This window comes from Nanchangia anserum (assembly GCF_015240065.1).
In the GTDB taxonomy this organism is placed as follows: domain Bacteria; phylum Actinomycetota; class Actinomycetes; order Actinomycetales; family Actinomycetaceae; genus Nanchangia; species Nanchangia anserum.
The window spans coordinates 278,555-295,770 of sequence record NZ_CP060506.1 but is presented as its reverse complement, the minus strand read 5'-3'; the positions used below and the strand labels follow the sequence as shown (position 1 = coordinate 295,770).

The following is a 17,216-nucleotide window of genomic DNA, read 5'->3' as shown; positions in this document are numbered from 1 at the left end:
TCCCGTTCCACACGGGCGAAATCACGTTGTTCCATAGCCACGTGAACACGGGTGCCAGGATGTTACGGATGAACGCTCCGATAGCGGAAAAGATGACCTGGATGATCGCCCACGCCGCCCGGATCACGGTTAGGATCCCGTTCCATGCGGGGCGTGATGATGTTCTGCCATAGCCAGACAAAGATCGGCGCGAGGATGTTCTGAATGAACGACCAGATAGCCGCGAGGACAACCTGAATGACCGCCCAGGCGACCTGAATCGCGAACTTGATCCCGTTCCACACCGGCGTAATCACGCTTTGCCACAACCAGACAAAGATCGGCGCTAGCACGTTTTGGATGAATGACCAGATGGCGGCGAGGATCGTCTGAATGATCGGCCACGCGAATTCGATCGCGGCCTTAATCATGTCCCACGCCGTCGAGAACGCCTCCTGTAGCTTCGGCCATACGGTCGTGAAGGCGTTCTGAATCCAGTCTGCGGCCGTGGCTAGGGCGGGTTGAATGTGTTCGTTCCACACCGCCAGAACGGTCTCTTTGATCTCGTCGATGAGGGGCTTAAGCGTGTTCTGCCAAAAGTCTCCCAGCTTCGTTGCCATGCTGAGGATCGCGCCAATCGGCCCGGATCCGACGTCTTTCCCGCCGTTTTCCGCGCCGAACTGGAACGCCCGCGAAATCGCGTTGCCCAATGTCTGAACGAACGCGATCCCCTCCACGATCTTGTCCCACACGGCCGAGGCGACCTCGCGGATCTTCTCGAAAAAGCGCACGGCCGGATGGTCAGGGGACAACCCGAACAGGCCGCCCTCGACCGGTTGCGCCGCGCCCGTGAGCGTGTCGAACAAGCCGTTTAGCGTGTCCATGATCGCGCTAAACACCCCGGCAACGACATCGATCGCAGGCGAGATAAGGTCGATCAGCCACGCTATCGCGTTGCCGATTCCTTGAATCAGTTTGGCGGCCAACTGTAGGCCCGCGCCAAGGATCGCCCCGCCTAGACGGATAATGAACCCGGCGAGCTTGCCGACGGCCTCGACCAGCGGGGCGATAGCGTCACCGGCGACAGTGAACACGCGGTTTAGCGCATCCATCGCCGCCGACAGGCCACCGCCACCGGTGAGGACTTTGCCAAGGGACCCGAAGGCGTCCATGATCTCGCCGAACACGCCGCCCAGGGCGTCGCGTAGCTTCTGCGAGTGTTGGACCATCGCAATAAAGAGGTTGATAACGATCCCGGCTGGACCCGTCGCCCACCCGCCGAGTTTGCCAAGGACTGAGCCGAGGCCCTCGCCGACGAACGGCATAAGACGACCGAGATTCGTCATCACCGTAGAGATAGCGTTACTGAACGGCGTGAGCATTGGGGTCACCAGTGCAAGCGCCGACGTCACGGACGAGAAGAAGCCGCCGGCTTGCCCGTCACCCGAGGCTATAGCCGCGGTGATGTTCGTCATGACGTCTTTGATCTTCAGGGCGGCCTCACCAATCGGGCCGGTGAGGGGTTTGAGGATTTCCGCGCCGAACTTTGAAAATGACGTCATCATGTTCGCGATACGCGCCTGCGTAGTGTCGCCTACTTCGGTCGCGGCATCTCCCACGTTTTCGCGTAGGGCCTGCTCGAACATCTCGAACGAAATTTTTCCGTCCGTTGCCATTTGCTGAGCTTGTGCGGCCGTCATGTTGAATGACTTGCCCAACCATTCAAAGATCGGGATAGACGCCTGCTGTATCTGCATGACGTCATCGCCTTGGAACTTGCCCTTCGACTTGATGCTAGAAAAGATAAGACCCACGTCTTGCATCGACCGATCCATAAGGGTCGACGTAGACGCGAGCGTTTTCATCGTTGTCTCAAGCTGCTTAGGGTCGCGGATTTGTGACTGATAGAGCAGCTGCGCGGCCGACGCGGCCTCGTCGAGGCTATAGGCGGTGCCCTCAACAGAGTTCTTCGCCGCGTCCATAACGTTCTTGATCCCCTCCGCGGGAACCTTCATGCCGCTCAGTTTCGCCTCGACCGTTTCCAGCGTCATGAGGCGATTCCAGCCACCCGAAAGCGCTTTAGTGAAGGCCGCCGCGATCCCGGTCCCGGCAATGGCTGCGACCGGGCCGAGACTGCGCATCGCCGTAGCCATCCCGTTAGTGATGGTGTCCATCCGCGATTTCGCGGACTGCCAACCATCAGCGACGGCAGGAAGACGCGACGTAACAGACGACACCGCGTCAGACACCGCCGACGATGCACGCGAGAACGCCCGCGACATGCCAGACGCCATGCTGCTTGAGGTGGCCTCGAGCCTAGCCTTGATTCCCGCCCACGCGGTCGGGACCGCTTGGAAGCGCTCGACGATGGATGAGGCGACACGGGTCGCGACACCGGTGAGGCGTTCAAACGCCGCCGACATCACCGTTGTTAGACCGTTTGTGATCGTCTGCATCGTGGTGGCCGTGACTCGCCAGGCGGTGCCGATAGCGGGAAAGCGGGCCACAATCGAGGCAACTGCATTCGAGGCCGCCTCGCTTACACGGGTAAACCCCGAATGCATCGCGCCCGCGACACTAGCCGCGCTCGATTGTGCCGCCGCCTTCATGCTTGCCCACGCCCTCGCGGCCGTGGTTTCGACACGGGTCACGATCGCCGTCATCGTGTTCGTCACCGTGTTAGCGGCCAGGGTAAAAGCCGCCGAGACCGTAGAGATGATAGACGTCGTAACCGCCGTGACCTTGCCCTTAACGGTTTCCCACGCGTTAGCGAGCGTGCGCGCACATGCCGAGACCGTCTCGAATGCCGCCGCGACACCGTTAGCCGCACGCGTATATGCCACCTGCATCGAAGATGTGACGGCGGTCGTCGTGGCCGTGATCTTGGCCTTGACGGCTTCCCACGCCGTCGCGATGGCAGGGAAACGGGCGACGATAGCCGACACGACACCCGACACATTCGCATAGACCCGCGAGAAGACTCCCGTCACGCGCGAGGCGATACCCGAGGCGACGCCGGTCACCTTGGATTTAACGACGCCCCACGCATCCGCGACAGCGTGCACGCGGGCGGCGACAGCCTCGACAGCCGTCGAGATCGTCGCCGTCACCCGGTCAAACGCGCCCGACAGAATCGACGGCATGTCGGTCACCAGGTGTTGAAGCGTGGCCTTAGTCGTGGCGAACGTGTTAGGCAGGTTACGGATCCCGGCCGTGATCGACCCGATAGCGCGAGCAATCGCCGCCGACGTGGTAGCGAAAACACCGGCGAGGCCACTAGGCCCGGCCAGTGCGGCGGCCGCTGCGGCTTCGGCCCGCTCTAGCTCGGCCACCGCCCGGGTCGCCTTTTCCTGCGCAATCGCATACTCGGCGGCGGCGTCCTTCGCGGCCAGTTCCGCCTCACGCACACCCTTCACTGCGGCCGCGTGTTCATCACGGACCGCCTTCAGGTGTTCCTCAGCATCCGCGATACGATCAGGCACCCCGCCAGCACGGGCACGCGCTAGCGACTCTTCGGCCTGCGTCACCATCTTTGACGACAGTGTTAACGCATCCTGTTTGGCCTGAAGGTTCTCAGTCGCCTTAGCCGCACCCTCGCTAGCCGACACGAGCGCAGTCTTAGCGTCATTCGCGGCCACGCGCAGGGTCGGGATAGACCGAGTGAACGCGGCGTTAAACTTCGCCGACGCCTCGTCACCGGCCCCACTCGTCGCGGTAACCATCGACTTAGACCACTGTGCGCCGGCGTCACGACCGGCCGCCCCGGCTGCTTGCGTCGTCGTCTTGACGACCTTCGAGGCAAACCCCTTCAAAGAGGGGACCACCTCGACATAGACCGCGCCTGCTCTGTATGCCATAGGGACCCCCTACCTAAAGAAGTGTTACCGGGGCGTGTAGTGGACCGGGGTTAGTGCCCGTGTCAGTTCCGCCGCCCGTGCTGTTGCCCGCCGTCTGCGGGCCTGATCTATACCTGTTTGCGGGCCGGGCAACATCGAGGCGCGTTTACCCCCGAGCAATGCCCGAATGTCGTTGTTGAGTTGCCGGATTGCTCGCACTGTCGCCGAGTCATCGGCCAAGCGTGGCCGCGGCTTGACCGGTGCCGCATCGGCATTGGTGTTGTTGTCTGCTTCAGCCTTGGCGTATTCGTCAGCAATCTCGGGATCGTTTAGCAACGCTTCCCACGTGCGCGAGGACATCGGCAACTGATCGATAAGGTCAAGCAAGGCCCGCCACCTGCGGGCGCGACACCACGCCCCCAAGTCCACCCCGTACACCTCGGCGAGGTCGGCGCGGACTTGGGGACGATAGCGCGTCAGCGTCCGCGCGAGCCGTTGTCTTCCCCCGCGGACCCGGCCACGGCTTCGATAGCGGCACCAATCCGCCCCATGAGGGCGCTCACCTGTGCGACGTTGGCATGTTCCATGATGAATGCCGCATCGGCTTCACCAAAGACAACACCCAACGCCCCGGCGATATCGTTTCGTGCCCCGTAGGCCCCGAACTCGTTGATATCGCGCATCGGCTTAAGCCCCATGTTCGGCACCGGGATAATCCGGCCGCCAATCTTGACGTCGCAAATGATCACGTCGGTTTCACTCGCCAACGCGTCGAGGTCGACGAGTTCGCGCCGCGAAGGCGCGGGGGCCTCGGGCGCGGTGGTGGCCTCATATGCGGTTGCGGTCACTTGGTGTCTCCCTTGCTCTTCGTCCCAGTCTTGCTAGCGGTCTCGTCGGTTTCGCGCCATCCCTGCGTCGCCAGGTTCTTTGCGTCGATATCGTCAACGGCGACACGCGTATGGTCGATCCCGTTGACGGTGATCGTGAAGACGCGTCCCGTCTTGGTTGTGTTCTTGTTGCTCACGCGGCACCCCCTGCGGTCTTCCAGCCCAGATCCTTAACCGAGTTCTTCGCGCCGGTGCCACCGAAGTAGCGGCGCATCGCGGTGCCCAGCTTCGCGTCGGGGAACGCGTCGAAGGTCAGTTCGATCGATTCGGCGTCCTCGTTGTTAAACGCTTCTTCGGGGACTTCCGACAGCTTCACGCGGGTAAAGCACGTGCCACGGATGAACTCATTCGCGGCCGGCCCGTCGGTCGTGACCAGCATCAGGCGGCCTTCTTCAAACATCGGGACCTGCGGGGCGTCATAGGACAATTCGCCGCCCGCGTTCGGTGTCGTCTCGGCCAGGTTGACACCGTCGACGAGTTCACGGATGAGGCGCTGCCACGTCTCGAAACAGGTGAACTTGATCGAGCGGGCAATTTTGGTGATGTCCGAGCGGACCGGGTCGACATAGCCGAGTGCCTCGACCTCGGCCTTATCGGTGTCCGCGCCCAGCGTGTAGCCGTCGGTCGCGACCAGCCCGAAGGGTCGCCACGCCTCGGGCAGGCTCAACAGTTGGCCGGCCTCGTTGGTCAGCGTCTCGGGTACCTCGGTGTCGATCGGTGCCCAAAACGCGGCGGCGTGAATCGTCTTGCGGATCAGGCCCGAATGGTCGGCTTGTTGCTTGACTTTCTGAATCGTTGTCGGCGTTGCAGCCATCGCGGTGTGTCCTTTCTAGTGTGTCGGCCTCGTCCACATGCGCCCGCGTAGGGTCGCTAGCGTGTAGGGGCCGGGGAATAGTGGCGAGGTCGCGGGCTGTGTGACCTCGTCGAGTTCGATTCGGTCGATATAGCCCGCGGTTGTGTCGTGATAGCCCACGGTTAGGGCTGTCGTAATGTTCTCGAGATGTGTCCGAGCGGCCTCGAATCCTTCGCCCGACTCGAGTCGGGTCACGACGTCGAGACGGAACGTGTCCATGCGGTCGACCGGGCCGGTCTGGCCTGATACGTGGATGACATGCACGTAGGGCGCTTGCTTGGTCGGGTCGGTGAGGACGAGGACCGAGGGGATATCGGATTTCGCTAGCGCGGCTTGGATGAGGGCGCGCGGGTCGGCATACGAGGGTGACATTAGTGGCCTCCTACAATCCGTTCGATGGTGTGGGTGCGGGCCTCGACGGCGGCGGCATAGTCGCTATCGGCTACGACTTCCGCCCCGGCCCGCTTTGTCCAGCCGTGGCGGGTTTGCACGGTGATTTCAGCCGGCCCGGACCGGACCGAGGCCCGCAGGTTGCCGTCGCGTTTAGGCAGGCGGGCGGCCATTTCGGTTGCTAGCTTGCTTGCTTCGGCGACACATGCCGGCCCCGGCCCGTCCTTTAACCATGCTCTAATGCCCACATCGTCAGGGACGAACCGAGGCCTAGCCATTGGTCAGCCGCCTTACCTTGATATGCCACCCGCTCGGCCATTTCGCGGGGGTCCCTTCGACTTCCCACACGCCCGCGTAGGTGCCCGCCTGGATTTGTAGGCGGGCACCCGCGTCGAGCGTGATCGTCTCGCGCGTGTAGATTTCGAGCCGGTCAAGCGAGACCGTCGCGGGTTCCGAGACTGCGTCCGGTTCGGCACCGCTCGGGGCGATCAGGCCTCGAAAGGCCGGCCCCGCTTCGGTTTCTTGCCACCGCCCGCCCGTGTCGAATTCGCCGCGCCCGATAGGCGCTATCGGTACGAACCATGCCGGATTAATCACCATGCCCGCCCCCGTAGTTGACGACCTGCTTGGGGTCCAAGCGTGGCGTCTCGGTGTCGGGCCACGTGTTAACCGGATAGGGCAGGATCGACGACACCCGGCCACGCTTACGCGGCGACAACAGGGCACGGTCGTCATCCGTCACCGCCAACGCGCCCGCGAGGGTCTCAGTCGCATAGGTGAGGGTGCCCGAATACGGCCCGTCGGTTTCCGCACGTGAACGGACTTGATCGGGGTTCGTCAAGCACCGCATCACCATACGAACGCACACGATCCGCGCACGAACGTCTAGACCCGGTTCGATCCCCAACCGCTCCGCCACGGGTGGCGTTATCTTCGCGTCGGCGTCGATGAGGGCCGTGGCGTCCTCGAGATAACGCGCAATAACGTCATCATCGGGCGGAATTGCTGAGGCTACCCACCGTCCATGAACGTCTGCGACGTCTGCATACACCACGGCCACCCCCTTTCACTTGATGTCGTCCCGGTTAGGCACCAGCCGAGGCGGCCGCGGCAGGCTTGACGACGCCAGCGGGGAACCGCTTAGCCTCGGTGCCCTCGAGACCGGTGATCGGGTTGGCAACCTGATAGCCCAGACGCATCACGACGCGCATCGCCTTAGTGTCTTGCTGCATCAGGTTAAGAACGACCTTGCCCGTGCTATCGGTAATCACGCCCTCGCGGAACATCTCAAAAGTGATGTCTTGGCGGATACCGATAATCACCTTGGACCAGTCGGCCATCACCAGCTCGGCGCGAGAGGCATCCCACGCGCCGGTAAGGGTTTCGCGCAACGGGTAGCCGAACAGCGAGGCCGCCGCACCGGTCTCACCCGGCGCGCCATACATGTATGCGCCGTTGTTGTCCTTCAGTGCGCGAAGACGCCAGCCCAGGCCAGGCGCGGACGCGAACCCGTTGACGCTGAATCCCTGCGTCGCCATCTTCCCGGCGACTTCCAGGGCCGCATCGGCGATAGTCGTCTTGCCCTTGGGGTCGACCTGTGCGACGTTGCCGGCGGCCTCGGCTGCGGGTACCAGGGCTTCGGGCCACGTCGAGGGCTTATCGACACCGAACAGGGCGGCCTCGTCGATACGCTTACCGAATGCCTCGACAAGGCGCGGCTTAATCATGTCCCACAGGTTCACCGAGGCATCATCAATTACCGCGTCGGGGATAGGGACGACTACGGCGAGTTCTTCGGCGACCATCTGCACACCCTTCCAGGTGGCGTTCGTCGTCTCCTTCAGGCCCGTGTCCCCGTTGACCCAATAGGCCTCGGGCAGGGTCGCGAGCACGGGCTGAATCTGCTTCTTCGTCGACATGGTCGCCTTGGTGGCGGCGGCCAGCATAATTGATTCTTTCGGGGCTTCCTCGATGATCGTCTGCGTGACCTCGGGCGGCATCAGCTGTTCGCCGACGTCGGATCGGCCAATGATCTTGTTCGTAACTGCCATGACTGTTAGTCCTTTCTACAAAAGCGCCCGCATGAAGCCATCCGGGCGGTCAGGGGTAATCGTTTCTTCGCGTCCCACATTCGGATCTCGACGAGCACGCGGGGCGGTGCCCAACAGCTGCGCCAAGGCGGCGGCGCGCTCACTCAATGAGTCGAGATCGCCCGTGCCGAGGATCGCTAACTGTTCCTTCGTCAGACCGTGCTCAAGCGCGGCCTCGGCAAGATGTGCCCGCAGGGCGTTGTCGTCGCGTTCGCGTGTGAGCGTGTCCAGCTCGTCGGCGCGCTTGTCGTCCTCGCTCTTTTGGGATTCTTGCCACTCGTCCCAGGCGCGGGCCTTTTCGGCGTTCTCCTTCGCCCGGTCCTCGTTCTTGCGTGAATAGGCTTTCCACTTTGCGGCCTCGGCCTTCCAATCCACCTCGCTACCCGCCGCGCCGTCGTCGCCTTCTGGCGTGTGTGGCGTGGTGTCGGTCGTGGATTCTTCGGACGTGGCCTCGGTCGTGGTCTCGGCCTGCTTATCGGTGTCGTCTTTGGGCATTGCGCCTCCTTGTGTGGGTTTGGCCCGTTGCGGGCGTGCGGGTTCCCCGTTTCGGGGCATAACAAAACCGCCCCACCCCGTTACGGGGTAAGACGGTCAAAACTATTCAGACGCGGCGGCTAGCTTGTCTTAGCCTCCGCGCCAGCTGTAGCGCGTGCGTGGCCCTCGCGGTATCGCTTAATGGCGTCGAGCGCCATCATTCCCCAGACGTCGCCCTGTGCCTCGATTTCCTTGGCATCTTCCTCGAACTCGTTAAGAAGCCGCTCCGGTATCGCCACCTCGACCGGGCACAGTTCTAAGGCAGATTCGACTATGGACCACGGATCCCCGGCCCCGTCAATAATGAGACCGGCGCGATCATCGGGGGTCAAATGAGGCCAGATGAACATCCCAAGCTCTCCGGCACCCCCGCCGCAACTGCGGATAGACTTAAGTGCGAGGTCAGCCATGATGCTCATATTGCCATTCTATCTTATCCCGCGTGGTGAGGGCCTTGAGATCGAACGGTGCCCACGCACCGGGCTGCGTGGCCCTCACTGTGTCGCCGCATAGCGGCATACAGTGGGCAAAATCCTGCCCTGCGCCGTCTTCGCGAATGTAGTAGGCGTGCTCAAAAATCACACCGTACATCTCGCGACGCAACACGCGCCTATCAGCGTGCCGGGGCGTGCCATTGATACGCCACTGCGGATCGTCGAGGCTCAAGAACGCTGCAACCGTCAGGTCGTCCTCGGTCCATCCCGGCGGGCAAATACTTTTCGTAAGCACCAAATTTGCCCCGTCGGGCGGGGCCGGCATCACCAGGTGCCCGCCGTATAAGCGCCACTGTTTCCGGCGTTTCTCCCACTTCCCGTAGGCGTTGACATACAGGTTCTCCCACGTCGGTTCGGGTGCGCCGGTCTCGGGTAGCTCGAGGTCATCCCACACCACAGGCGCGAACCCGGCCTGGACCCGGTGCGGGCCGAGACGGTCTAGGCGGGTCGGGTCATGCCGGACGAAGTCGAACCACTCACGCGGGGCCGGACCTTCCCCACTCGTGAACAGCCTATGTATCGGCGTCCCCGGCCCGCGCGGAACCTCACCCAAGCTAGCGAACACGTCGCGCAGTTGGTCGCCAGACAACACCCCGGGCCGGAAACGCGTCACCGTCTCAACAAGACGACCACCACCACGCCCGGCCGCAACCTCGCTAAGCGACTTCTTGAAATCCTCCGCGAGCGCGAGGCCTTCAGCTGCTTTGGCGCGGTTGCGTGCTTTGAGTTCGCGTGCGATTGCTTCGAGTCGTGTCGTTGAGGTGATTCCGGTGGTCTCAGTGAATTGTCCCGAGGCGACCAGGGCGCGCCAGCCCTCATACCCTGTGGGTTTGAATTTCTTGCGGAATTGGACGCATTTGCGGGTGCGTGTTGGCAGGCTCGATAGGGCGTCTGAGTGGACCTCGCCGACGCTACAGCGACAATGCGGGTGATATGAATCGCCCGTGCTGTTGCGTTGTGCCTTCTCGATCGACTCATACACCGCGCCACGCGAGGCCAACATGAGGCACCAATAGCACGCGCCCGCCTCGGGTATGCGTGCATATTTCGCGCCAATCCTCGCTGCGTTCACGCGTACCGTCTGGCGTGCCCGGGTCATGATGAGGCGCGAAATGATCGCATCTAGCTCACGTAGGAACCGGTCGGGGCGATCCGCGAATTCTTCCAGCGCTGCTGCGGTCGCGCCAATGTGGTACGAGATTTCCTCGGGTGTGATCGCTACCGCTGTGGGTGTCGTGAGTGTGTAGGGTGTGCCGGCGCGGTGTTTGACCAGGTAGTTAAGGGCCGCGTTCTCGGCACGGTGTGCCGGGCCTACCGCGACATGATCACGTATATAGCCGGCCAAGGCGGCGCGTTGATCTTGGGCGGTCGCGCCCTCGCTGTGCCACCATTTGCGGGCCTTAACTAGGGTCGATTGCACCTCCGCGGCTAGTTGTGCGTCCATGAGTTGCTCGGGGGTCACTATCACCCGTTGGACTCGATACGGTTTGGGCTGTTGTGGCACTGGCGTCCCCTGCATCAATTGGTGACATCATCACCTGCGGGGCCTGCTGTGCCGCCTCGTTTAGGCGGGCGTCAGCTACGAGCCGGTCAATCGTGGCCGGGCTGTACCCCAACTGCTCATAGGTAACCGGCGAGGTCGGCGGCAAGACGCCGGCCTGCACCTGTTTAACGATCGCGTCGGTCGTGGCGGCGCGTGTGGGTGTGGCCGCGTCTGCCCAGTTGATCGTCACCCCGTCGGTGAAGCCTGGACTGTAGCCGGCTAGCTCGAGACCATCGCCGAGGATCTGGATCCAGGCCTTACCGAAAACCGCTTGTTTGCGTTCGGCTCGTTTGACGTGGCGTGCCTCGATCGCGCGGATTTGGTCAGCCGAAGACGGGTTTGCCGTCTCGAATCCCAAATAGGCCGGCGGCAGTGCCGCTTCACCGGCGACGATCTGTGAATACATGCGGATTAGCTCCACGATCGGGGTCGGCGAGGCGGCCGGTAGCTGTTTGATGTCGGGGCGTTGATAGTCCGGCTCGTCGGTGTCGGGCACCAGCATCATTGCCGCCATCATGCGGGTGTAACCGGTCGAGAAATCATTACCGCCGAAGTCCTCACGCGACAGCCCTAGGGCGATGAGTTCAGGGGCCGAGAAGAATTCCGAGGCCACCTCGACGCGGGTAAGTGCGCGCACTGTTGAGCGTGTCGCGGCGATAATCGAGGGCGTGATTTCTGAACCACCCCACCGCCTACCTGCCCGCGCCCGGTTGACAAGGCGACGCACCGGGACACGGCCTAGCCCATGCCGATAGGCCTCCGCAACATGCCAGCCGTTATCGTGAATGAGTCGCCAACAGGTTTCGCGATCCCACACGGTAGCGGCAACATATTTCCATGCCTCATCGTCGTAGACGAACGCGGGGCGGCTGAGAGTTCACGCCGAACCGGGTCCCAGATCCCGGTCATGGTGGCAGGCGACTCAACCGTAATGGTCGGGGCCGGGTCACCATCCCCGCCAGGTTGGGCACACAAGAACGCGACCCCGTGAATCAGGGCTTCTAGGTGTGCTTGTGAGTATTCAATGTCTAGATCGTTGTCGCGCCACACCCTCCCCAGGGTCGCCTCGACCTCGCGGTTGGCCGTGGCGGTGGCGAACCCGTTGATATTTAGGCGTTCTTCCAACGCATCCACCACCAGGGCCGGCCAGCCCAGCGCGGTCTCTACTCGCGCGTCAATGTCGCGCGGAATCGAAATATCAAGCGACTTAACCCGCTGTTTAGCGTCATACCAGGCGGCCCGCTCGACGTTGTAGGACGCGTGCGACTCGATCCTGCGCTGACACGCTTGCAAGATCTCGATCGGATTGCTCAACACAACACCACCCTTCTCGTTCGTCTCTTCGTCGCGGGGCGGGCGTTCTTGTGGATCGCGAAGAACGCCAGCGAGGCGGCAACGAGTGGGGAAATATCGTCACCCGGTGCCCGCCTGATCCACTTCCACAACGATTCGCCCACCGGTTTCACGCGGGCGGCCTCAACCGCCTCGTCTAGCTGTGTTTGCCCGATGTGGGCAATCTTGTTCGACTCGATCGCGTCAAAGAATGCCCCGCACGATTGGGCATATTCACGAAAGTTCACCCCCGCCACGGGCACCCGATACCGCCCCAACTCGGGCACGAGCACCGCGGCGGCTGAGCCGTTATCGATGACGACACGCGCCCCGGGGTATTTGTTCGCGGCGAACCGCTCGCCCAACCATTGCGCAACCCACCACGGCCCATCGTTTTGGGCCACCACCTCCACATGCACCCGCCCATCAGGCCGCGCCGAAGCGGCAACGATTACCGCCGCGTCGCGTTTGGGTGTCACATCGACAGCGAACACGACCTTTTCACCCGGACGCGACTCCTCGTCGCGGCACTTCTGCCACGACTCGGGCGCGATAACCGGCGGGTCTTCCTGCTCGATTGCCCAAATCCCTAACCGTTCACGCTTGAACTGTTCTTCGTCCATGCTCGCCCGCTCAGAAGCCACCCAATTAGGGGCGATATGGATCCCAAGGGCGGGGTTAGCCTGTGCCCACGCGTCCGGGTCATCCGGGTCGGCGTCAGCTTCCGCAGACCACTCGAAATAAGCCAGCTGGCGGTCATTGCCGGCCGCACCCCGGTTACGCAACGACTCAAGCGGCCCCGATGAGGCCATACCCGCGCTAGAGGTGTACCAAATCTGCGGGTTGCCCTTAATCGATTGCGCCGCCATCGTCGGGATCAGCGCCCCCAGCTGCTCATCCTTCAACGCGTAGGCCTCATCGATAATGAGGGTGTCGGCAGTGAAACCACGCGCGGCGTGAGCCGTACGGGTCATGAACTGGATGCGCGCCCCGTTAGAGAACTCCAGCGCCTCGAACCCGTGAGCACGCTTGACCCCGCGAATACGGTTCGACCCCGCGTCACCTTCCCACCCGGCCACATACTCCACTAGCGGCGAGTCCTTGATGATCTCCCACGTCTTATCAAATGCGGCCGTACAGGTACGGAACTCATGCGCGGAGTGAACAATAAGGGACTCACCAAACAACAGCGCCCCGGCGAGTTCACGGGCGATAAGAACCATGTTCTTACCGTTTTGGCGTGGCACGACCAGCCCGACTTCCATCGCCGCCCACTTTTGGCCACTCGTCTCACCAAGCGCGTTAGTCAACACGTAGCGTTGCCACTCGTCCATGTTCAACCCGGCTGCGGCCGCGAGATCTATCGCGTCTTCGCCCGCGGACGTGAAATAGGGCGGGAACGATTCAAGACGCGGACGCTGTGCCCCTGCTGGCGCGTCGTTTAGCGAGTTCATCCAACACCCCCGCGGCATTCTTCATATCGGACCGGTGTCCTTGTAGCTTCGTGATCTCCACCGCCACCGCACGCCGCTCCCGAACCAACCCCGGGACCTCACGCGGCAATGCCTCATGTAGTGCCAACTCGATACGGCCCAACGATTCACGCAACAACCGCAGTTCCCACTCTTTCGACCCCTCCGCCGGGCGGTCCTCATTCGCTTTGGCCAAGGCCGCGGCCGCGACACCAATCGGGACCGGCCCCAACTGCGGAATGCCCAACGACTCGGCCCGCTTGGTACGCCGATAGGCTTTCTGCTTCTTCGCGTGCGCCTTCTTACACGCCTCACACGGGTCGCTCTTTTCCTTCATGTGGCGGCGATACCCCGACGACGTGCCACATTTAGACGTCTCTGCACGCATCCGCGCCTCCTAGAGAATTGATGGCCCTACGTGGGGGGCGCGTAGCGGCTGTAGCGCTATTTTTCCCGCGCTATGGAGGGAGAAAGTCGAGTTTGCACGCCTGAGACTGGCCCCCTACCGCGTGGGGGTATGCCCCCGGGTGGTGTAGCGCCGTGTAGCGGCGTGTAGTGGCGTGTCTACCATTTTTGTGTGGTGTGTAGTGGTTGGCGTTTGCGTGGCGTGGTCCTGTTTGATCGGCGTGAGTTGCACGAGCGGTGTGCGGGTTTGAGTTCGCCTAAGAGGTGTCCGCCTTTGGCGAGTTCGTGGACGTGGTCGGCGGTGAAGCTCATGGGGTGTCGATAGTCCAGGGTGGTGTCGATAGGTTGGCCGCATATCCAACAGGGGGCGTTGTGGCGTGCGGTCCATCGTTTGAGGGCGTCGCGTTTGGTGGTGTATTCGGGCCGGTTGCGGCCTCGGCGTTCGGGCATCGTTGCGGCTCCGGGTATAAAGTTAGCGGCTTTGTCGTGTAGACATTGCCGCCTTATCACAGGTTAGCGGTCGCGCTTGGGTTTGTCGAGTGTGGCGAGGTAGGCGGCGGCGTTGAGCGCGCCGGTGTCGTTTCGGGTGATGTGGTGTCGGCGGGCGTGTGCGCGGATGGCGTCGGGGCTTGTGGGTGTGCCGGCGATGAGGGTGACATAGGCGGCGAGTTGGGGACTGTTAAGCCATAGCTGCGGGGCGCGGGCTTTGAGTATGGCTTTGGCCTCGCTGGTGGTGAATGTTGTGTGACAGGTGGCGCATTGGTGTCCGCCCGGGTGTGGTCGGGTTGTGCCGCCGCATAGGGGGCACGCGGTCGCGCGGGGGCGTGTGGGTTTGAGGGCGCGCTGTAGGCGTGTGAGTGTGTGGGTGATTTCGTCGATCATGTCGGCGGCGTCGCCGTGCCTAGCGGTGATGGTGTGTGCGTGTTCGCCTATCCACTGTGCCGCCGCGAGCGGGTTGCGTGTGGGGTGGTGGTAGTGGTTTGCCCACGTGGTAAACACCGTATCGAGTTCGGTTTTGAGGTCGATCAGGTGCGCGGGTGCGGCGTCGCGTGTCGTCTTGGCTGTGCGCGTGTTGTCGCTCGCGTATGGGGCGGCGCGTGTGAGTAGGGCCGGGGATAGTTCTATATAGGTGCGGCACGCGGTGGCCAGCGTGTCAGCGTGCCAACCGCACAAGGCGGCGGGCGTGGTTAGGGTGGCGTGACAGGCTCGGCACGTGTGGGGCATGTGTGGTTTCTCCTATAGGGGTTCGGGCGGGCGGGCGCTAGACTCGCTGCAAATGCTCAGCGTCTAGACCGAGTGAAGGGGGTCGGGTTGTGGCTGATATTTTCGATGTGGCAGCGGCGATTGAAGATCGCCTAGGTGAGAAGGTCGGGCTTATGAAGCTGCTTAAGCTGCTCTACTTCGCTCAGGGTTGGTCGCTTGCGTGGACGGGTCGGGAACTGTTTGCCGACGAGGCGGAGGCGTGGGAACGCGGCCCGGTGTTCCCGCTCGTGCGCAAAGACGTCAAGTACGACAGGGAATCCCGTCTGCGTGCTGGCGACCCGGCCCGGTTGAGTGAATCCGAGAGGCTGATGACCGAGGCCGTGGCCGATCACTACGGGCATCTTTCGGGTGCGGATTTGTCTGCCATCACGCACAGTCAGGCCCCGTGGCTTGATACCTACGAGCCGGGACGCAACGCCACGATCGACAAACTCGACATGCTGCGGTTCTTCTCCGTCCAAGAGTCCCCGCGCATTAGTGGCGCCTTCTTCCCGCCTCCCCCGGTTGGCGGCGACATGAAGGCAGACCATGCCCGGTTTGTCGAAAAATGGGCGAAGACGCTCGAATTGTTGGGCCGGTAGATGGACGATATCGCCGCGTGGGTGGCGTGGCTTTCGGCCCGCGCGTGTGACTTTAACGCCACATGCTGCGGGCCGGGTCGCGTCTTGCGTGACCGTGGTGCTCTTGAAGGTGCCTGCGGTCGCCCGTTTGCCGGTTTCGGCGGGCACGAACTCTATGACACCATGCCCGCTAAAGCGGTCGCTTTGTTGACTGGTGTCGCCTTGGCGCATCCTTTCGACGACGGCAACAAACGCACGGCGTGGGCTGTCATGGGTGACTATCTGGCCGCCTTCGGTCTCGAATGCGACTGGCAACGCCTTGACCCGTGCGAGATCGAAACGATCGTTATCGGCCTGATTACCGGCGATGTCAGTGAGACCGATGCGACTAAATGGCTTGCCCGCCATCTGATCGCCTTGCGCGGCTAGCGCACACACGTCCACGCGAGAACACTCAACGCGGCAGCGACGGCGAGCCTGCGCCGGCGTCGCTGTGCGGGCGGGGTTTGTGGTCGGGGTGGCATTGCTGGTGGTAGATACGCCAAATAGTGCCGTCCGCACGCCTTAGCGAACTCGTGTTCTGTACAAGCAGCGCCGCGCCACATCCTGAACATTCCAGGGTGATCCTTCCCGCCTCGGGGCTTGTCGTGTCTGTCGTGTCTGTCATTGGGGGTGTCTTTCTCCGGTGAGGATGGCAACGAGATCAGCCAGCGTCATGAGTGCCCACTGCTGCGCAGGGTCACGGGTGCCACGGCGTTTCGCAACAACCACACCGGCTAGGGCATCGTCGTTGCCACGCTCAATCTCAGCCTCCCCCGCCCATTGGGCAGGCAATAGGCGACCGCCGTAGTCCTTACACTCGACCACAACCCGCCCACCACTAGGGGCACGCAACGCGCTAATGTCGCCGCGATCCTTCACCCCATTACGCACCCGCCGATCAATCCGCTCATCCACACGCGCCGCCAAATAATCAGCTATCGCGCGTTCAAACGTCGCCCCGGCCTTCTTCGCACTCGCACGCGTCCTAGACACAACCACACCCCCTTTAGAACGGGGCCTGATCGCGATAGCCACCATAACCACCGCCGTTGTTGTTGCGCTCGCGGCCCGTATGGGTGGCGGGTGTGCCGTCGGTTGTGGGGATCGTGGTCGAGTGGATCATGACCGCGATCGTGTCGGCGGTCAGTTCGATGTCGTTGCGTTCTTGACCCTCGCGGGTGGTCCATTTGTTGGCAGCGAGTCGCCCGGTGATGGTGACGGGTGTGCCCTTGGCGAGTTTCTCGGCTGCGGTCTCGGCGAGGTTCTTCCAGGCTTTGACGCGTAGAAACAGCGGGTCGAGGTTGTCCCATTGCTTGGTGTTTTGGTTGTAGCGGGTTGGGTTGTTCGCGATCGTGAACGTGGCTATGGCGGTGCCGTTGTTGGTGTAGCGCAGTTCGGGGTTTTGGCAGAGGTTCCCGCTGATCGTGAGTGTTGGCATCTGCATCGTGTGTGTTCCTTCCATCGTGGCGGGTTGTTTCGTGGCCCCTAGACGGGCCTAGAATCCGTGTCCCCTACCCGGGGGTAGGGTCCGGGCGT

The 17,216-nt window shown here is 62.6% G+C and carries 22 protein-coding genes; 2 read left to right on the top strand and 20 right to left on the bottom strand.

Going from position 1 to position 17,216, the window contains the following annotated elements; genetic code table 11:
* Window positions 1-62 precede the first annotated feature (62 nt).
* From H8R18_RS01325 to H8R18_RS01240, 18 genes are all read right to left on the bottom strand, one after another.
* A complete protein-coding gene (locus H8R18_RS01325) occupies window positions 63-3,836 on the bottom strand; it encodes a tape measure protein (RefSeq protein WP_194189328.1) in 3,774 nt (1,257 codons plus the stop codon).
* A gap of 24 nt (window positions 3,837-3,860) precedes the next feature.
* On the bottom strand, window positions 3,861-4,202 hold the full coding sequence (locus H8R18_RS01320; protein ID WP_191071897.1) for a hypothetical protein: 342 nt from the start codon (window positions 4,200-4,202) through the stop codon (window positions 3,861-3,863).
* A gap of 89 nt (window positions 4,203-4,291) precedes the next feature.
* The gene (locus H8R18_RS01315) at window positions 4,292-4,663 is read right to left on the bottom strand and encodes a hypothetical protein (protein ID WP_191071896.1); all 372 of its coding nucleotides are present in this window, start codon (window positions 4,661-4,663) and stop codon (window positions 4,292-4,294) included.
* Window positions 4,660-4,839, bottom strand: a complete 180-nt coding sequence (locus H8R18_RS01310; RefSeq protein ID WP_191071895.1) for a hypothetical protein — start codon at window positions 4,837-4,839, stop codon at window positions 4,660-4,662. The genes H8R18_RS01315 and H8R18_RS01310 overlap by 4 nt, the downstream gene beginning before the upstream one ends.
* Window positions 4,836-5,516, bottom strand: coding sequence for a hypothetical protein (locus H8R18_RS01305; RefSeq protein ID WP_191071894.1), 681 nt, complete (start codon window positions 5,514-5,516; stop codon window positions 4,836-4,838). Before H8R18_RS01305 ends, H8R18_RS01310 begins: the two co-directional genes overlap by 4 nt.
* 15 nt (window positions 5,517-5,531) lie before the next feature.
* Window positions 5,532-5,927 carry a hypothetical protein gene (locus H8R18_RS01300; protein ID WP_191071893.1) on the bottom strand — a complete coding sequence of 132 codons (396 nt, stop codon included), beginning with the start codon at window positions 5,925-5,927 and terminating at the stop codon, window positions 5,532-5,534.
* Between the two features lie 288 nt (window positions 5,928-6,215).
* Window positions 6,216-6,545: a hypothetical protein gene (locus tag H8R18_RS01295; RefSeq protein WP_191071892.1), complete on the bottom strand. Its 330-nt coding sequence runs from the start codon at window positions 6,543-6,545 to the stop codon at window positions 6,216-6,218.
* Window positions 6,535-6,999: a hypothetical protein gene (locus H8R18_RS01290; protein ID WP_191071891.1), complete on the bottom strand. Its 465-nt coding sequence runs from the start codon at window positions 6,997-6,999 to the stop codon at window positions 6,535-6,537. The genes H8R18_RS01295 and H8R18_RS01290 overlap by 11 nt, the downstream gene beginning before the upstream one ends.
* 31 nt (window positions 7,000-7,030) lie before the next feature.
* The gene (locus H8R18_RS01285) at window positions 7,031-7,996 is read right to left on the bottom strand and encodes a phage major capsid protein (RefSeq protein WP_191071890.1); all 966 of its coding nucleotides are present in this window, start codon (window positions 7,994-7,996) and stop codon (window positions 7,031-7,033) included.
* A 15-nt stretch (window positions 7,997-8,011) separates the two neighbouring features.
* Window positions 8,012-8,530: a hypothetical protein gene (locus tag H8R18_RS01280; RefSeq protein WP_191071889.1), complete on the bottom strand. Its 519-nt coding sequence runs from the start codon at window positions 8,528-8,530 to the stop codon at window positions 8,012-8,014.
* Window positions 8,531-8,649: 119 nt separating this feature from the next.
* Window positions 8,650-8,988 (bottom strand): hypothetical protein, encoded by a 339-nt coding sequence (locus tag H8R18_RS01275; protein WP_191071888.1) that lies wholly within the window; start codon window positions 8,986-8,988, stop codon window positions 8,650-8,652.
* Complete coding sequence (locus tag H8R18_RS01270) at window positions 8,972-10,507, bottom strand: VG15 protein (protein ID WP_191071887.1); 1,536 nt, start codon at window positions 10,505-10,507, stop codon at window positions 8,972-8,974. The genes H8R18_RS01275 and H8R18_RS01270 overlap by 17 nt, the downstream gene beginning before the upstream one ends.
* Window positions 10,464-11,423 carry a phage portal protein gene (locus H8R18_RS01265; RefSeq protein WP_194189327.1) on the bottom strand — a complete coding sequence of 320 codons (960 nt, stop codon included), beginning with the start codon at window positions 11,421-11,423 and terminating at the stop codon, window positions 10,464-10,466. Before H8R18_RS01265 ends, H8R18_RS01270 begins: the two co-directional genes overlap by 44 nt.
* Window positions 11,345-11,920, bottom strand: a complete 576-nt coding sequence (locus tag H8R18_RS09455; protein WP_194189326.1) for a phage portal protein — start codon at window positions 11,918-11,920, stop codon at window positions 11,345-11,347. Before H8R18_RS09455 ends, H8R18_RS01265 begins: the two co-directional genes overlap by 79 nt.
* Window positions 11,917-13,392 carry a terminase large subunit gene (locus H8R18_RS01255; protein WP_191071885.1) on the bottom strand — a complete coding sequence of 492 codons (1,476 nt, stop codon included), beginning with the start codon at window positions 13,390-13,392 and terminating at the stop codon, window positions 11,917-11,919. The genes H8R18_RS09455 and H8R18_RS01255 overlap by 4 nt, the downstream gene beginning before the upstream one ends.
* Window positions 13,343-13,747 (bottom strand): hypothetical protein, encoded by a 405-nt coding sequence (locus H8R18_RS01250; protein ID WP_194189325.1) that lies wholly within the window; start codon window positions 13,745-13,747, stop codon window positions 13,343-13,345. Before H8R18_RS01250 ends, H8R18_RS01255 begins: the two co-directional genes overlap by 50 nt.
* Before the next feature lie 227 nt (window positions 13,748-13,974).
* Entirely contained in the window at window positions 13,975-14,265 is a 291-nt protein-coding gene (locus tag H8R18_RS09845; protein ID WP_191071883.1) for an HNH endonuclease, read from the bottom strand.
* Between the two features lie 63 nt (window positions 14,266-14,328).
* The gene (locus H8R18_RS01240) at window positions 14,329-15,039 is read right to left on the bottom strand and encodes a hypothetical protein (RefSeq protein ID WP_191071882.1); all 711 of its coding nucleotides are present in this window, start codon (window positions 15,037-15,039) and stop codon (window positions 14,329-14,331) included.
* 89 nt (window positions 15,040-15,128) lie between these two features.
* Between H8R18_RS01240 and H8R18_RS01235 the strand changes: the two genes are divergently transcribed.
* Complete coding sequence (locus H8R18_RS01235; protein WP_191071881.1) at window positions 15,129-15,659, top strand: Panacea domain-containing protein; 531 nt, start codon at window positions 15,129-15,131, stop codon at window positions 15,657-15,659.
* Window positions 15,660-16,067, top strand: a complete 408-nt coding sequence (locus H8R18_RS01230) for a type II toxin-antitoxin system death-on-curing family toxin (protein ID WP_191071880.1) — start codon at window positions 15,660-15,662, stop codon at window positions 16,065-16,067.
* Between the two features lie 234 nt (window positions 16,068-16,301).
* On the opposite strand, the gene H8R18_RS01225 is transcribed toward H8R18_RS01230, so the two are convergent.
* Both H8R18_RS01225 and ssb read right to left on the bottom strand, forming a co-directional pair.
* Entirely contained in the window at window positions 16,302-16,673 is a 372-nt protein-coding gene (locus H8R18_RS01225; RefSeq protein ID WP_191071879.1) for a hypothetical protein, read from the bottom strand.
* Window positions 16,674-16,686: 13 nt separating this feature from the next.
* Window positions 16,687-17,118 (bottom strand): single-stranded DNA-binding protein, encoded by a 432-nt coding sequence (gene ssb / locus H8R18_RS01220; RefSeq protein WP_194189324.1) that lies wholly within the window; start codon window positions 17,116-17,118, stop codon window positions 16,687-16,689.
* Between the last annotated feature and the right edge of the window lie 98 nt (window positions 17,119-17,216).

Bases quoted from the DNA above. Each gene is read 5' to 3' on its own strand.
- H8R18_RS01240 (WP_191071882.1), bottom strand. From the start codon at position 15,039: ATGCCCCACACGTGCCGAGCCTGTCACGCCACCCTAACCACGCCCGCC.
- H8R18_RS01305 (WP_191071894.1), bottom strand. From the start codon at position 5,516: ATGGCTGCAACGCCGACAACGATTCAGAAAGTCAAGCAACAAGCCGAC.
- H8R18_RS01280 (WP_191071889.1), bottom strand. From the start codon at position 8,530: ATGCCCAAAGACGACACCGATAAGCAGGCCGAGACCACGACCGAGGCC.
- H8R18_RS01300 (WP_191071893.1), bottom strand. From the start codon at position 5,927: ATGTCACCCTCGTATGCCGACCCGCGCGCCCTCATCCAAGCCGCGCTA.
- H8R18_RS01295 (WP_191071892.1), bottom strand. From the start codon at position 6,545: ATGGTGATTAATCCGGCATGGTTCGTACCGATAGCGCCTATCGGGCGC.
- H8R18_RS01230 (WP_191071880.1), top strand. From the start codon at position 15,660: ATGGACGATATCGCCGCGTGGGTGGCGTGGCTTTCGGCCCGCGCGTGT.
- H8R18_RS01325 (WP_194189328.1), bottom strand. From the start codon at position 3,836: ATGGCATACAGAGCAGGCGCGGTCTATGTCGAGGTGGTCCCCTCTTTG.
- H8R18_RS01285 (WP_191071890.1), bottom strand. From the start codon at position 7,996: ATGGCAGTTACGAACAAGATCATTGGCCGATCCGACGTCGGCGAACAG.
- H8R18_RS01270 (WP_191071887.1), bottom strand. From the start codon at position 10,507: ATGGACGCACAACTAGCCGCGGAGGTGCAATCGACCCTAGTTAAGGCC.
- H8R18_RS09845 (WP_191071883.1), bottom strand. From the start codon at position 14,265: ATGCCCGAACGCCGAGGCCGCAACCGGCCCGAATACACCACCAAACGC.
- ssb (WP_194189324.1), bottom strand. From the start codon at position 17,118: ATGCCAACACTCACGATCAGCGGGAACCTCTGCCAAAACCCCGAACTG.
- H8R18_RS01250 (WP_194189325.1), bottom strand. From the start codon at position 13,747: ATGAAGGAAAAGAGCGACCCGTGTGAGGCGTGTAAGAAGGCGCACGCG.
- H8R18_RS01255 (WP_191071885.1), bottom strand. From the start codon at position 13,392: ATGAACTCGCTAAACGACGCGCCAGCAGGGGCACAGCGTCCGCGTCTT.
- H8R18_RS01275 (WP_191071888.1), bottom strand. From the start codon at position 8,988: ATGAGCATCATGGCTGACCTCGCACTTAAGTCTATCCGCAGTTGCGGC.